General features: G+C 71.3%; 12 protein-coding genes. 5 read left to right on the forward strand and 7 right to left on the reverse strand.

Going from position 1 to position 13,654, the window contains the following annotated elements; translation table 11 throughout:
• The first annotated feature begins 32 nt into the window (after positions 1-32).
• From rbfA to IE226_RS31550, 4 genes are all read left to right on the forward strand, one after another.
• A complete protein-coding gene (gene rbfA, locus IE226_RS31535) occupies positions 33-494 on the forward strand; it encodes a 30S ribosome-binding factor RbfA (RefSeq protein WP_190084824.1) in 462 nt (153 codons plus the stop codon).
• Positions 491-1,399: a tRNA pseudouridine(55) synthase TruB gene (gene truB / locus IE226_RS31540; RefSeq protein WP_190084825.1), complete on the forward strand. Its 909-nt coding sequence runs from the start codon at positions 491-493 to the stop codon at positions 1,397-1,399. The genes rbfA and truB overlap by 4 nt, the downstream gene beginning before the upstream one ends.
• 292 nt (positions 1,400-1,691) lie before the next feature.
• Positions 1,692-5,270: a trypsin-like peptidase domain-containing protein gene (locus IE226_RS31545; RefSeq protein ID WP_190084826.1), complete on the forward strand. Its 3,579-nt coding sequence runs from the start codon at positions 1,692-1,694 to the stop codon at positions 5,268-5,270.
• Positions 5,271-5,385: 115 nt separating this feature from the next.
• Positions 5,386-6,336, forward strand: coding sequence for a bifunctional riboflavin kinase/FAD synthetase (locus tag IE226_RS31550; protein WP_190084827.1), 951 nt, complete (start codon positions 5,386-5,388; stop codon positions 6,334-6,336).
• Positions 6,337-6,373: 37 nt separating this feature from the next.
• On the opposite strand, the gene IE226_RS31555 is transcribed toward IE226_RS31550, so the two are convergent.
• The gene (locus IE226_RS31555) at positions 6,374-6,580 is read right to left on the reverse strand and encodes a hypothetical protein (RefSeq protein WP_190084828.1); all 207 of its coding nucleotides are present in this window, start codon (positions 6,578-6,580) and stop codon (positions 6,374-6,376) included.
• Positions 6,581-6,849: 269 nt separating this feature from the next.
• Here IE226_RS31555 and IE226_RS31560 point away from each other — a divergent pair, with 269 nt between their 5' ends.
• Positions 6,850-7,035: a hypothetical protein gene (locus IE226_RS31560; RefSeq protein ID WP_190084860.1), complete on the forward strand. Its 186-nt coding sequence runs from the start codon at positions 6,850-6,852 to the stop codon at positions 7,033-7,035.
• A 92-nt stretch (positions 7,036-7,127) separates the two neighbouring features.
• Here IE226_RS31560 and IE226_RS31565 read toward each other — a convergent pair whose 3' ends face one another.
• From IE226_RS31565 to IE226_RS31590, 6 genes are all read right to left on the reverse strand, one after another.
• Entirely contained in the window at positions 7,128-7,325 is a 198-nt protein-coding gene (locus IE226_RS31565) for a hypothetical protein (protein ID WP_190084829.1), read from the reverse strand.
• Between the two features lie 187 nt (positions 7,326-7,512).
• Complete coding sequence (locus IE226_RS31570) at positions 7,513-8,529, reverse strand: oligopeptide/dipeptide ABC transporter ATP-binding protein (protein WP_190084830.1); 1,017 nt, start codon at positions 8,527-8,529, stop codon at positions 7,513-7,515.
• A gap of 105 nt (positions 8,530-8,634) precedes the next feature.
• The gene (locus tag IE226_RS31575) at positions 8,635-9,645 is read right to left on the reverse strand and encodes an ABC transporter ATP-binding protein (protein WP_373307067.1); all 1,011 of its coding nucleotides are present in this window, start codon (positions 9,643-9,645) and stop codon (positions 8,635-8,637) included.
• A gap of 29 nt (positions 9,646-9,674) precedes the next feature.
• Entirely contained in the window at positions 9,675-10,622 is a 948-nt protein-coding gene (locus tag IE226_RS31580; RefSeq protein ID WP_190084831.1) for an ABC transporter permease, read from the reverse strand.
• Entirely contained in the window at positions 10,619-11,701 is a 1,083-nt protein-coding gene (locus IE226_RS31585) for an ABC transporter permease (RefSeq protein WP_190084832.1), read from the reverse strand. The genes IE226_RS31580 and IE226_RS31585 overlap by 4 nt, the downstream gene beginning before the upstream one ends.
• A gap of 3 nt (positions 11,702-11,704) precedes the next feature.
• Positions 11,705-13,633 carry an ABC transporter substrate-binding protein gene (locus IE226_RS31590; RefSeq protein WP_190084833.1) on the reverse strand — a complete coding sequence of 643 codons (1,929 nt, stop codon included), beginning with the start codon at positions 13,631-13,633 and terminating at the stop codon, positions 11,705-11,707.
• Between the last annotated feature and the right edge of the window lie 21 nt (positions 13,634-13,654).

The following is a 13,654-nucleotide window of genomic DNA, read 5'->3' on the forward strand; positions in this document are numbered from 1 at the left end:
TTGCACAGCAAGGCGAAGAAGGAGACGGAGCAGTGGCCGACAACGCGCGGGCGAAAAGGCTGGCGGACCTCATCCGAGAGGTGGTTGCCCAGAAGCTGCAGCGCGGGATCAAGGACCCGCGGCTCGGTACGCATGTGACCATCACGGACACCCGGGTCACGGGTGACCTGCGGGAGGCGACCGTCTTCTACACGGTCTACGGGGACGACGAGGACCGCGCTTCGGCCGCGGCCGGTCTGGAGAGCGCCAAGGGCGTCCTCCGTTCGGCGGTCGGCGCGGCAGCGGGTGTGAAGTTCACCCCGAGCCTCACCTTCGTGGCGGACGCGCTGCCGGACAACGCCAGGGCCATCGAGGACCTCCTCGACAAGGCCCGGCTCTCGGACGAGAAGGTGCGCGAGGTGTCCGCGGGCGCCGAGTTCGCCGGCGGGGCCGACCCGTACCGCAAGCCCGAGGACGAGTCCGACGACGAAACGGACGGCGACGCCCGCGCATGAGCAACACCGGCAACAAGACGCCGGACGGACTTGTCATCGTCGACAAGCCGTCCGGCTTCACTTCGCACGACGTGGTGGCCAAGATGCGCGGGATCGCCAAGACCCGCCGCGTCGGCCACGCGGGCACCCTCGACCCCATGGCGACGGGCGTTCTCGTCCTCGGGGTCGAGCGGGCGACCAAGCTCCTCGGCCACCTCGCGCTGACGGAGAAGGAGTATCTCGGCACGATCCGGCTCGGCCAGAACACGGTCACGGACGACGCCGAGGGAGAGCTGACCTCGTCGGCCGATGCCTCCGCCGTCAAGCGGGACGCCATCGACGCGGGTATCGCCAAGCTCTCCGGCGACATCATGCAGGTGCCGTCGAAGGTCAGCGCCATCAAGATCGACGGCAAGCGGTCGTACACCAGGGCGCGCGAGGGCGAGGACTTCGAGATCCCCGCCCGGCCGGTGAAGATCTCCGCCTTCACGGTGTACGACGTCAGGGACGCCGTGGCCGAGGACGGCACCCCCGTACTCGACCTGGTCGTGTCGGTGGTCTGCTCGTCGGGGACGTACATCCGCGCTCTGGCCCGCGACCTGGGTGCGGACCTCGGGGTCGGCGGCCATCTGACGGCGCTGCGGCGCACGCGCGTCGGGCCGTACAAGCTGGACGCCGCCAAGACCATCGACCAGCTCCAGGAGGAGCTGACGGTGATGCCGGTGGCCGACGCCGCCGCTGCCGCGTTCCCGCGCTGGGACGTGGACGACCGGCGGGCGAAGCTGCTGCTCAACGGCGTACGGATAGAGATGCCGGAGGAGTACGCCGGGGTCGGTGCCGTCGCCGTCTTCGATCCGCGGGGGCGGTTCCTGGTCCTGGCCGAGGAGCTGAAGGGCAAGGCCAAGAGCCTGGCCGTCTTCGCCTGAGCCGTTTCGCCGTTCGTCAGGGCCGGTCCGTCGTCTCGAACGGACCGGCCCGTTCGCGCATCATCGTCTTCGCCGTGGAGCGGCGGACAGCTGTGCGTGTGGCGGTGCGCCGCTCCACGGCAACTCCCCCCATCTCAAGTTGTATCCATCGGGCCCTGCCGATTCACCCCATCAGGTGGGCGCTCGGAGTGAACCGAGGGAGCGGAAGGGGGCGCGTTCGCGACGCGTTCTGTCCTGCTGATCACCGCCGACCTACGGTCAGTAGAACGGGGCGTTCGCGGGAGGTTCGGGCATGGCGGGACAAAGTGACCCGACGGCGCTCGACCGTGCCCTGGTGCGGATCTGCGATCTGGCCGGGCGCCCGCGGGGGATGGGATTCGCCGCCGACGACCACGGCACGGTGATCACCAGCCATGAAGCCGTCGACGGTCTCGCGCGGCTCGTGCTGCACGCGGCGGGGGAGCGCGTCTGCGTGGCGAGCGCCGACGCCGTGGTGGCCCTGCCCGAAACGGATCTGGCCCTCGTACGCACGGAGGGGCTCGGCCTGCGGCCGCTGCCCGTCACGGTCCGCGACGCCGTTCCCGTCGGCACCTACGTACACCTCGTCGCGCGCGGCAGGCGCGAGGCACGGGTCCTCGGCCCGGCGCCGGTGACGTACACCGCGACGGACCGCTTCCATCTGCTCGACGACGCCATGGAGCTGGCGATCGGCACGGACGGCGCGGATGCGCTGCGGCTCGGCGGCGGGGCCGCGGGCGGCCCGGTCGTCGACATCGCGTCCGGCGCCGTGCTCGCCGTCCTCGGGACCGCGCTGCACGGCGAGCACAGTGCGGCGGGGTTCGCCGTGCCGCTGCTGAAGGCCGCCGCCGCCGATCCGGGAGGGCCGCTCGCCGAGCTCCTGGCACGTAACGCGGCGACCGTCCCCGCGTACGGCTGCGATCTGAACCTCGCGGGGGCGCTGCATCTGGCGGCGACCTCGGTGGGCTCCGACGGGCCGCGTCCCGCCTTGCTCGAACCGGTCGAACGCCCGGACATCACACGGGAGTTGACCGATTTCGCGGACGGGCCCGCCCAGGTGCTCGCCCTCGTCGGCAACCCCGGCACCGGCCGGACGACGGAACTCGCCGCCCTGGCCGCGAGCCGCGCGCGAGGCACCGAACCCGCCCCCACGCTATGGCTGCGCGGCGCCGACCTCCAGGGCACGGACACGGGCGTGGGCGACGCGGTGGAGCGGGCCCTTGCGCGGGCGGGCCGGATCCTGGAGGCCTCGGACGGCTCGCTCCCCGAAGCGGATGACGGGCTCGGTGACATCTCGGCCGGGCGGGTCGCGCGGCTCGTGCGGGACGAGGGCCGGGCGCTGTTGCTGCTGCTCGACGGTCCCGAGGAGATGCCGCCGGTCCTCGCGCACCGCCTCGCGGAGTGGAGCAGCGGCACGGCCGAGTGGCTGCGGGAGACGGGCGCGCGCCTCGTGGTGGGCTGCCGGGCGGAGTACTGGGAACAGGCCGGGGCGCACTTTCCGGCTTCGCTGCTCGCGGAGCGCTTGCGGCTGGGGGATCTCCCGGAGCGCCAGGCCCGGATCGCCCGCGCGCGGTACGGCATCCCGGACGGAGCCCTCGCCGCGGCCGACGCACGGCATCCCCTCGCCCTGCGGCTGCTCGCCGAGGTGCGGGCGGCACTGCCGGACGAGCCGCCGCCGGGGTGCCCGGACCGCGAGGAGATCTTCGCGGCCTACGTCGACGTGCTGTGCCTGCGCGTCGCGGTGCGACTCGCTGCGGCGAACGGACTCCGGGGCGCGGCCGTACGGCGCCTTGCGGCGCAAGTGTCCGGGCAGGTGCACGAGGCTGCCCGGCGGTCGCTGGGGCCCGGGCAGGGGGAGCTCGACCGGGCGGCTTTCGAGGACGTGTTCCCGTGGGGGACGGGATGGGCCTCCGCGGTCCTCACGGAGGGGCTGCTCGTCCCCGCCGGCGACGGGTACCGCTTCGCGCACGAGGAGCTCGCGGACTGGATACAGGGAACGCATCTGGACGTGGACGGGGCACTGTGGTCGCTGGTGCACCGGCACCGTGAGGCGGTGCCGGAGGCGGCCCTGCCGGTGCCCCGGCATCGGATCGGGCCCGTGATCCAGGCCCTGCTGTTCCTGGGGCGACAGCGGGGGCCCGGGGAACTGGAGGCTCGGCTGAGGGACTTGGCGAGGTTCACCGCGCCATGCCCGGCGCCCGCCCCATCGGCACCCGGCGGCGCGGGCACAGCGGCGGGCACCTCCGGCGAGAGGCCGGGCACCCACGCCGTGGCCAGGCGTGCCGCAGGGCGTTCGGGGCCTCTCCTCCCCGAGCAGAGCCGAGAGCGCGGGGAAGAGCGGGCACAACCCCAAGGGCCCGGCGCCGACAGGCCGGATGATACGGGCGTCCATCCCGCGCCGCCGGTGGCAGAGGCGGCGCAGGGCGACGCTCGGTGGTGGGCCGATCACCTCGTCAGGGAGACCCTCTCGCGGGTGGGCGACGCCCGCCCCTACCTCGGGCTGCTCGAAGAACTGGCCCAACAGCGCAGCTACCCCGCCGAGTTCTGGCTCGGCCTGCCCCTCACCGACGCAGACCGCTTCGACCTGCTCCGCACGGCAGTGATCCACGACCCGCCGCCCGGCCCTCCGCAGGGGCGGCGCTGCCTGGACGCGGTCGCCGAGCTCCTGGCGGAGAACCCCGCCAGGGTGCAACCACAACTGACCCGGTGGTTCAGCGACGAACGCCCCCTCGAAGCCACCCCCGACGCCACCGTCGCGTCGGCGGCACAGGCCCTGCTCCACACCCACCGACACCGCGCCATCGACGACCTCATCGAGATCCTCGTCGACTGCGCGCACCCCCGCGCCGACGAACTGCTCGCCGCACTCGCGGAGGAGGAGCCATCGGCCGTCTGCCGGGCCGTCGACCGCTGGGTCCACGACGAGCGCCCCGCACGCCACGTCGCCGCCGTCGCCTACGGCCTGCGGGCCGCCCCGCACGCCGCCACGGACGCCGACCGCAGGCTCCTGAGGTACACCGCCTCCGCCCTGCTCGCCCGCACCTGTGACGACACCCTGCACGGCGCAGCCCTCGCCCTCCTCGTACAGGACCCGCAGACCCGCGCACGCCACCTGCCGCCCGCCCTGAAGCGCTTCACCGCCGGCGACCCGCGGCTGCCCGCGAGCGCGCTCGTCGTCGCCCTGGACACCCACCCGGAGCAGGTACTGGCAGCTTTCCGGACCCGGCTGTACGGCCCTGGCCCCGCACCGGGAGAGGTGCTGCGGGCCTTGGCCGACGTGATGGCGCCCGTGCTCGCACGGCGGGTGGCCGATCTCGTACGGGACGTCCTCGAGCTGCGCCCCGATCTGGCGGGGCACGTGGCCGGCTACCTCGACGTGCGGTTCGAGCAGGGGCCCGGCGTACGCGCGGTTCTCCTGCCGCTGGTCACCGACCTGCTGCGGCACCGCCCGCCTCCCGTACGGGCCGCGCTCGCAGCGGCCGTCGCCGCCCCCGGCACCGACACCTCACGCGCCCTGCGGGCCGAGCTCCTGGACGTGCTGCTCGACCGGGAGCGGGAGCCCGAAGTCCTCGACGCCGTGCTCTGCGCCGTGGTGGGCGGCGACGACGGCGACGGCGACGACAACGCACGGGTCCGCGACCTCGTGCACCGCACCGGTCTGCTGCTCGTCCGTACCCCGGAGGGCGCGACCTGCTTCGACCGGCGCCTGGTCGAGCTGGCCCGCTCGGTGCCGGGCTTCTCCGCCCTGGTCGCCCGATGGATGTGCGCGGCGCCGCAGGACTGGTCCGCGCTCGTCGGCCCGAGCTCCCGCCGCATGATCGAGAACCTCGCCGGAACGCGCGTCCCGGCGTGACCCCCGCCACCCCCTCCGATGCGATCCCGATCGCGCGGGCATGGCAGTCTTAGACCTGCGCAATCGGCAATGGGACGTACCCAGACGTACACAGGTTCGGCGAGGAGCAAAGACAGTGCAGCGCTGGCGTGGCTTGGAGGACATCCCCCAGGACTGGGGGCGCAGCGTCGTCACCATCGGTTCCTACGACGGCGTACACCGCGGACACCAGCTGATCATCGGCCGTGCGGTGGCACGCGCCCGTGAGCTCGGCGTGCCCGCCGTGGTCGTCACCTTCGACCCGCACCCGTCCGAGGTCGTGCGCCCGGGCAGCCACCCGCCGCTGCTCGCCCCGCACCACCGGCGCGCCGAACTCATGGCCGACCTCGGCGTGGACGCGCTTCTCATCCTGCCGTTCACCACGGAGTTCTCGAAGCTGTCGCCCGCCGACTTCGTCGTGAAGGTCCTGGTCGACAAGTTGCACGCCCGCCTGGTCGTCGAGGGCCCCAACTTCCGCTTCGGCCACAAGGCCGCGGGCAACGTCGCCTTCCTGACCGAGCTCGGCGCGACGTACGACTACGAGGTCGACGTCATCGACCTGTTCGTGAGCGGTGAGGCAGGAGGCGGCGAGCCCTTCTCCTCGACCCTCACCCGGCGCCTGGTCGCCGAGGGCGACGTGAAGGGCGCGGCGGAGATCCTCGGCCGTCCGCACCGCGTCGAGGGCGTTGTCGTACGAGGTGCGCAGCGCGGGCGCGAACTGGGCTTCCCCACCGCCAACGTGGAGACGCTGCCGCACACCGCGATCCCCGCCGACGGCGTCTACGCGGGGTGGCTGCACGCCCAGGGCGAGGCGATGCCCGCGGCGATCTCCGTCGGGACGAACCCGCAGTTCGACGGGACGGAGCGGACGGTCGAGGCGTACGCGATCGACCGCGTCGGCCTCGACCTGTACGGGCTGCACGTCGCCGTCGACTTCCTGGCCTTCGTGCGCGGCCAGGCGAAGTTCGAGTCCATCGACGAGTTGCTGGTCGCCATCGCGGACGACGTGAAGCGCTCCCGCGAGCTGATCGAGGCCGCTCCGAAGTAGCGCCTCCCGCCTGTCCCGCCTGTCCCGCCTGCCCCGCCTAGCGGAGCTGCGGCAGGTTGATGCTGTTGACCAGCGGGCCTTCGACCGTGACTCCCTCGGTGATCAGCGACTCGACCGGCGGCAGCGGGGTGGCGCGGGGCCCCCTGTGCTGCGCCGCCGATGCCGATGCCGATGCGGTGACCGCGGTGACGGACAGGGCGAGGGCTGCGAGCAGGGTGAAGGCCAGGGCGCGGCGATGACGCATGCGATCTCTGCTTTCTTCCGGTGTCCGGTTCCTTGCCGGGTTCTTCCGGCGGGTGGGCCAGAGGCCGAGGAGGCCGGCTTGGCCGCTAGCCCACACGGGCGACGCGTGGGCCATGACGTCCGACGACCCTTTCGTATGATCGTCGGTGACTTCTCGGCCCGCGCCGCGGTTACGCACGGCGAGCGGGACGCGATCGGCGGCCCGCACTCGCATGGTCCAAGGAGGCCGCAGTGAACGGCAGTTGGGTCCAGACCACTTCCCGCTGGGCGCTGATCGCGGCGGTGGCGGCAGTGCCGTCCGTCCTGTGCTCCGGCACGGCGCACGCCGACGAGACGAACCACCATTCGCACAACGGGCCCAGCGTTTCGCTGATCAGCACCGGCCAGATCGACGACCCGATGGAGGACGTGCTCGAGCACACCCTCAACTTCGGTGACGGGTACAGGTGGGGCTGATCCACGGCGGGCCGCTCGTGCCCGTGCCGTACTTGCGCGGCCCGAGCGACCGCGCAAGTACGTGACGAGGCGGGTGTGTCAGACCGGCCGGATCACGGGGCGAGGCACGCCGCGCCCGGCACCTCGGAGGGGAGGCCGGGGCTCGCCGGATCGACGAGCGAGGTGACGTCACCGGCCGAGTGCGTCAGGCAGTCGACGGTCCCCACGGGGTCCGGGATGGCGCTCGCCGGCGCGGCGAGGGCCCCCAGCAGTGCGACGGCCCCGAGGATGACGGCGGCGGAACGGCGCATGGAAATCTCCTTCATTTCGGTGAGTTGCTCACGGTCCGTGGTCGAACCGAACCGATCTGTAACTCCCCACCGCTCACGCCCGATAGGCGCCTGGTCACCCGTACGTGCAAGAGGTAACGATTCGCCACTTTTTTCGTCTTCGTCTGCGTTCGTCCCCGGCGTTCGTCCGGGAAACGTGCGACCTCGATCAGACGCCGGACGGACTCAGGCGTGCCGCCGCCCAGTGGCAAGCCACCTGCGTCGCACCCCCGCCGGACAGCACCGGCAAGTCCTCCGTCCGGCAGCGTTCCGCCACCCCCGCCCGCTCCGCCTCGCCCGACGCGAGCACCTGGCAGCGGGCGTGGAAACGGCAGCCGCCGGGGATGCGGGACGGGTCCGGCGGCTCGCCCGTAAGGACCACCGGATCGCCCGGCGCCTCCGGAAGCACCGACAAAAGCGCCTGGGTGTACGGATGCTGAGGCGACGTCAGGACCTCTTCCACCGTCCCCGTCTCCACGATCCGGCCCAGGTACATCACCGCGACGCGATCGGCGATGTTCCACGCAAGGCCGAGGTCGTGCGTCACCACGAGCGCGGAAAGGCCGAGTTCCTCGCGGAGCTTGAGCAGCAGGGCCAGGATCTCGCCGCGTACGGACGCGTCGAGCGAGGCCACCGGCTCGTCCGCGACGATCAGTTCGGGCTCCAGGACGAGCGCGCCCGCGATGACGACGCGCTGGCGCTGGCCGCCCGACAGCTCGTGCGGATAACGCAGGAAAAACCGCTCGGGAGGCCGCAGACCGGCCCGTGACAGGGCATCGGCGACCGCGGCCCGCTCGTCACCCCCGTAGCCGTGGATGCGCAGCCCCTCCGCCACGGCCTCGTACACCGTGTGGCGCGGATTCAGGGAGCCGCTGGGGTCCTGGAGGACCAGCTGCACGCGCTTGCGGTACGCCTTCAGGGCGCGGCCCGCGTAATCGAGCGGCTTGCCGCCGAAGGTCACCTTGCCGGACGTGGGGGACACCAGGCCGAGCAGGGAACGGGCCAGGGTCGTCTTGCCGCAGCCCGACTCGCCGACCAGGGCCACGATCTCGCCCGGCTTGATGTCGAGGTCGACACCGTCCACGGCCCGCGCGGGCGGCGCGCCGCGGCGGCCGGGGAACGTGATGTGCAGGTCGCCCGCCGACAGCAGGGGATCAGCCGAAAGGAGGGGCTCACCGGTGGTCATGCGTCGCTGCTCCTCTGTGCGTGATCTGACGGGGCTCGGCGGGATCGGCGGGATCGGCGGGGCTCCACGGCGCTCGTCGGGGCCCGTCGGGGTCTCGACGGGGGTTCACGGCGTCCGCTCCGCCGTCGCCGGTGCCGAGGTCGGCTGCGCGGGAAGCTGCGCGCCGGCGTGCACGCAGGCCGCGCGGTGCCGGGGGCCCGCGTCGCGCAGCGCCTGGTCCTCCGTCGTGCAGGAGTCCAGGGCGACCGGGCAGCGCGGGTGGAACGTGCAGCCGGTGGGGAGGGCGGACGGGTCGGGCGGGTCGCCGGGCAGGCCGCGCGGCGCGAAACGGGACGTCGCGTCGCCGATACGGGGAAAGGCTGCCGAGAGGGCCTTTCCGTACGGGTGCCGTGCGTTCTCGTAGACCTCGGAGGCCGGGCCCTCCTCGACGACGCGGCCCGCGTACATCACCGCGAGCCGGTCGCAGGTGTCGGAGAGCACCGCGAGGTCATGGCTGATCATGATCAGGCCCAGGTCCTGCTCGGCCACCAGCTGCTCGATCAGGCGCAGGATCTGCGCCTGGATCATCACGTCCAGGGCCGTCGTCGGCTCGTCGGCGATGATCAGGCGCGGGTCGCAGGCGAGCGCCATCGCGATCATCACGCGCTGGCGCTGACCGCCCGACAGCTCATGCGGGTACGCCTGCGCGCGGGCAGCAGGCAGACCCACCTGTTCGAGCAGTTCACCGGCCTTCTTCCTCGCGCCCGCCGGTGTCGCCTTCTTGTGCAGCAGGATCGGCTCGGTGATCTGGTCCCCGATGCGGTGCACGGCGTTGAGCGAGTGCATCGCGCCCTGGAACACGATCGACGCGCCCGCCCAGCGGACCGCGCGGACCTGGCCCCACTTCATGGCGAGGACGTCCTCGCCGTCGAGCAGGACCTCGCCCGTCACCTTCGTGCCCGCGGGCAGCAGCCGCAGCAGCGCGAGCGCGAGCGTCGACTTCCCGCAGCCGGACTCGCCGGCGACGCCGAGCTTCTGGCCCGCGTCCACCGACAGATTCACGCCGCGCACGGCGGCAGCCCCGGACGCGTACGTCACTTCGAGGTTTCTTACGTCGAGCAGGCGCTGTTCGCTCACTTCGGTCTCCGTCACTTCGGTCGTACTGCTCAACGGGAGACCCCCAGCCTGGGGTTGAGCACGGACTCCACGGCGCGCCCGCACAGCGTGAACGCCAGGGCAACGACGGCGATGGCGAGTCCGGGCGGGGCGAGATACCACCAGTCGCCCGCGCTGACCGCGCCCGCCTCGCGCGCGTCCTGGAGCAGTCCGCCCCAGGAGACGCCGGTGGGATCGCCCAGGCCCAGGAACGCGAGCGTCGCCTCGGTGAGGATGGCGCTGGAGATGACGAGGGTCGTCTGGGCGAGGACCAGCGGCATCACGTTGGGCAGGACGTGCCGGGACATGATGTGACCGTGGCCGCCGCCGAGGGCCTGTGCGCGCTCGATGTACGGGCGCGACTCCACCGCCAGGGTCTGGGCGCGGACGAGCCGCGCGGTCGTCGGCCAGGTCGTCACGCCGATCGCCAGGATGATCGTCCAGATGGAACCGGACAGCACCGCGGCGAGCGCGATGGCGAGCACCAGCGTCGGCATCACGAGGAACCAGTCGGTGACGCGCATGATGACGGTGGAGTACCAGCCCTTGAAGTGCCCCGCGGTGATCCCCACCAGAGTGCCGATGGTCACCGAGAGGACGGCGGCGAGCAGCCCGACGGTCAGCGACATGCGCGCCCCGTACACCAGGAGGCCGAGCAGATCACGCCCGAACTGGTCGGTGCCGAGCGGGAATTCGCCGCTCGGGGACTCCATGGGCTTGCCCGGCGCGTCGGTCACGCTCTGCGCGTCCGAGCCGACGAGGAGCGGCGCGAAGACGGCGACGAGCGCGATGACGACGAGTGCGGCCAGGCCGAAGAGACCGGCCCTGTGGGTGCGGAACTCGCGCCAGAAGCGGGCGGCCGAATGCCGCCTGCGGGCGCGGGCGAGGGCCCGCGCGCTCTTCTGCGGAGCGGCCTGGGGAGCGCTCTCGGGGGTGGTCGGTGCGGATTCGGTCGTCATCGGCCCACCCGGGGATCGAGCAACGGATAGATCACGTCGGCCAGCGTGTTCATCAGGATCACCGCGGCGGAGAAGACGAAGAACAGGCCCTGCACGAGGGGCAGGTCGGGCACGCTGAGCGCGGCGTAGAAGAGCCCGCCGAGGCCCGGCCAGGAGAAGACGGTCTCGACGAGGATCGCGCCCGCCACCACCGTGCCGAGGTTCACGAACATCAGCGTGACCGTGGGCAGCATCGCGTTGGGGACGGCATGGCGCCGCCGTACGAGATCGTCCCGCAGCCCCTTGGCCCGCGCCGTCGTCAGATAGTCGCTCCCCATCTCGTCGAGCAGGGACGACCGCATCACGAGGAGCGTCTGCGCGTACCCGACCGCCACCAGGGTGATGACGGGCAGCACCATGTGGTGCGCGACGTCGATGACGTACGCGACACCCGTCTCGCCACCGGATTCGAGCCCGCCGGTCGGGAACAGCCCCGGAATGGGACCCACGCCGACCGAGAAGGTGATGATGAGGAGAAGCCCGAGCCAGAAGGACGGCACGGAGTAGAGGGTGAGGGCGAGGCCGGTGTGGACGCGGTCCCCGAGCTGCCCGTTGCGCCAGGCCGTGCGGGTGCCGAGCCAGATGCCGATGAGGGTGTAGAGGACGAACGCGGTGCCGGTGAGCAGGAGCGTCGCGGGCAGCGCGTCGGTGATCTTGTCCATCACGGGTGTGTGGAACTGGTACGAGGTGCCGAAGTCGCCGGTCAGAGCCTTGCCGCAGTAGTCGAAGAACTGCGTCATGACCGGCTGGTCGAGGCCGAACTCCTTGCGCATCGCGTCCAGCTGTTCGGCCGATACGCGCTTTCCGCCGGTCATCTGCTTCACCGGGTCACCCGGGATGAGGCGGAAGAGGAAGAAGCTGGTGACGAGGACGGCGAACAGCGAGACGGCGGCGCCGCCCAGCTTGCCCGCCACGTACAGGAGATAGGCGCGGGTGTCGCGGGCCCGGGGGCCGCGGGCCGACGGCCCGGCGAAGGCCGGATCGTCGGTCGCCGCGGCGCCCTCGGTGTCGAGCAGTGCGGGATTGCTGTCAGCGGTCATGCGTTACTCGCGGTCCTCTGCGGTCGAACGGCGGCGCAGGGCGAACAGGACTCCTCCGCCGACGAGCACCACCGCGGCGGCGGCGATACCGATGATGACACCGGTCGAGCTTCCGTCCTTGGAGGAACTCTTCCCATCTGCGGGCACCGCTGACCACCAGGACCAGTAACCGTCCTGACCGTAGATGTTGCCGGCGGCCGTCGGCATGGTGGTGATGGACTTGATCTGGTCGGTGCGGTAGGCCTCTACGGCGTTCGGGTACGCCAGGATGTTCATGTACCCGGAGTCGTAGAGCCAGGACTGCATTTCCTTGACGGTCTCGGCGCGCTTGGCCGGGTCGTACTCGGCGAGCTGCTTGTTGTACAGCTCGTCGTATTTCTTGTCGCAGATGAAGTTGTCGGTCGCGGCGCTCTCCTTGGCCTTCACCGGGAGCGCGGCGCAGGAGTGGATGCCGAGGACGAAGTCCGGGTCGGGGTTGACCGACCAGCCGTCGAACGCGAGATCGTACTCACCCGCGTACCAGGGCACCGACACATCGTCGAGGCAGTTGACCTTGAGCCCGATGCCAAGATCACCCCACCACTCCTTCAGATACTTCCCCACGGCCTTGTCGTTCGGGTCGGTGGCGTGACACAGGATGCGGAAGTCGAGCGGCTTGCCGTCCTTGCCGACGCGCTTGCCGTCGCCGTTCTTCTTGTAGCCCGCCTCGTCGAGGAGTTGGGCCGCCTTCTTGGGGTCGTACGACAGCTTCTGGTCGGCGGAGGGCTTCCACGCGTACTCGGAGAAGCGCGGCGGGATGTACCCCTCGCCCTCGACGGCCTGCCCCTGGAAGACCTTGTCGACCAGCGCCTCACGGTCCACGGAGAGGAAGAGCGCCTGGCGGACCTTCTTGTCCAGGAGGGCCTTGTGGCCGTCACCGAACTTCTCGCGGTCGCGGGTCTGGGCGCCCGGGTTGGTGGCGAGCGCGAAGAAGCGCCGGCCCGGCCCCTCGTTCACCTTGACGTTCTCCGTGCCCTTGAGCTCGGAAGCCTGCGCCGGAGTGAGGGCGGGCTGGCCGGCCACGAAGGAGACCTCGCCCTTCTTGAGCGCCGCGACGGCCGCGTCCTGGTCCTTGTACGTCTTGAAGACCAGCTCGTCGAACTTGGGCGCGCCGCGCCAGAAGTCCTTGTTGGCCTTCAGCTTCACGTACTGGTCGGTCTTGTAGTCGGTGAGGACGAAGGGGCCGTTGCCGACGATGGGGAAGGACTCGTCGTTGTTGTACTTACTGATGTCGCCGACCTTCTCCCACACGTGCTTGGGGACGATCGGCACGTCGAGGGCGGCCATGGTGGCCTGCGGTTTCTTCAGCTCGACGACCAGCTTGGTGGGGCTGGGCGCGGTCACCTTCTTGAAGTTGGCGACGAAGCCGGAGTTGGCGGTGGCGGTGCCTTCCTTGGACATCAGCTTGTTGAACGTCCAGGCCGCGTCCTCGGCGGTCGCCTTCTTGCCGTCCGACCACTTCGAGTTGTCCCGGATGGTGTACGTCCAGGTCAGCTTGTCCGCGGAGGGCTCCCACTTGGTGGCGAAGCCGGGGATGGCGTGGTTGTCCTTGGCGTCGTAGTTCGTCAGGTACTCGTTCGTGAGGCGGATGATGCTGGTGCTGAGCAGCCGCTGGGCGAGGAAGGGGCTGAGCGAGTCGACGCTCTGGGCCACCGCGACGGTGAGGGTTTTCTTGCCGTCCGCCTTGGCCTCGGCCTGTTGGGGCGCCGGGTTGAGGGGGGAGGCGAGACCCGCGGTGAGGGCGAGGGCTCCGGCTGCGGCGCCGGCGGCCAGGAGGAGCCGGCGGCGGGGTGGTGACTTCGGAGGTACCTCGTGGGTGGGCTGAGAGGTGGACTGAGAGGTGGGGTGAGACCGGTGTGACCGTGTTCTGCCGTGCTGATCTTGTGTATCCATGGGTCGGTGACCTCGCGTCAT

Source organism: Streptomyces longisporoflavus, assembly GCF_014649775.1.
Lineage (GTDB): Bacteria > Actinomycetota > Actinomycetes > Streptomycetales > Streptomycetaceae > Streptomyces > Streptomyces longisporoflavus.

What these genes read in the sequence shown, in the direction of transcription:
- IE226_RS31545 (WP_190084826.1), top strand. Translation starts at nt 1,692, where the DNA reads ATGGCGGGACAAAGTGACCCGACGGCGCTCGACCGTGCCCTGGTGCGG.
- truB (WP_190084825.1), top strand. Translation starts at nt 491, where the DNA reads ATGAGCAACACCGGCAACAAGACGCCGGACGGACTTGTCATCGTCGAC.
- IE226_RS31555 (WP_190084828.1), bottom strand. Translation starts at nt 6,580, where the DNA reads ATGCGTCATCGCCGCGCCCTGGCCTTCACCCTGCTCGCAGCCCTCGCC.
- IE226_RS31570 (WP_190084830.1), bottom strand. Translation starts at nt 8,529, where the DNA reads ATGACCACCGGTGAGCCCCTCCTTTCGGCTGATCCCCTGCTGTCGGCG.
- IE226_RS31590 (WP_190084833.1), bottom strand. Translation starts at nt 13,633, where the DNA reads ATGGATACACAAGATCAGCACGGCAGAACACGGTCACACCGGTCTCAC.
- IE226_RS31565 (WP_190084829.1), bottom strand. Translation starts at nt 7,325, where the DNA reads ATGCGCCGTTCCGCCGCCGTCATCCTCGGGGCCGTCGCACTGCTGGGG.
- IE226_RS31585 (WP_190084832.1), bottom strand. Translation starts at nt 11,701, where the DNA reads ATGACCGCTGACAGCAATCCCGCACTGCTCGACACCGAGGGCGCCGCG.
- IE226_RS31580 (WP_190084831.1), bottom strand. Translation starts at nt 10,622, where the DNA reads ATGACGACCGAATCCGCACCGACCACCCCCGAGAGCGCTCCCCAGGCC.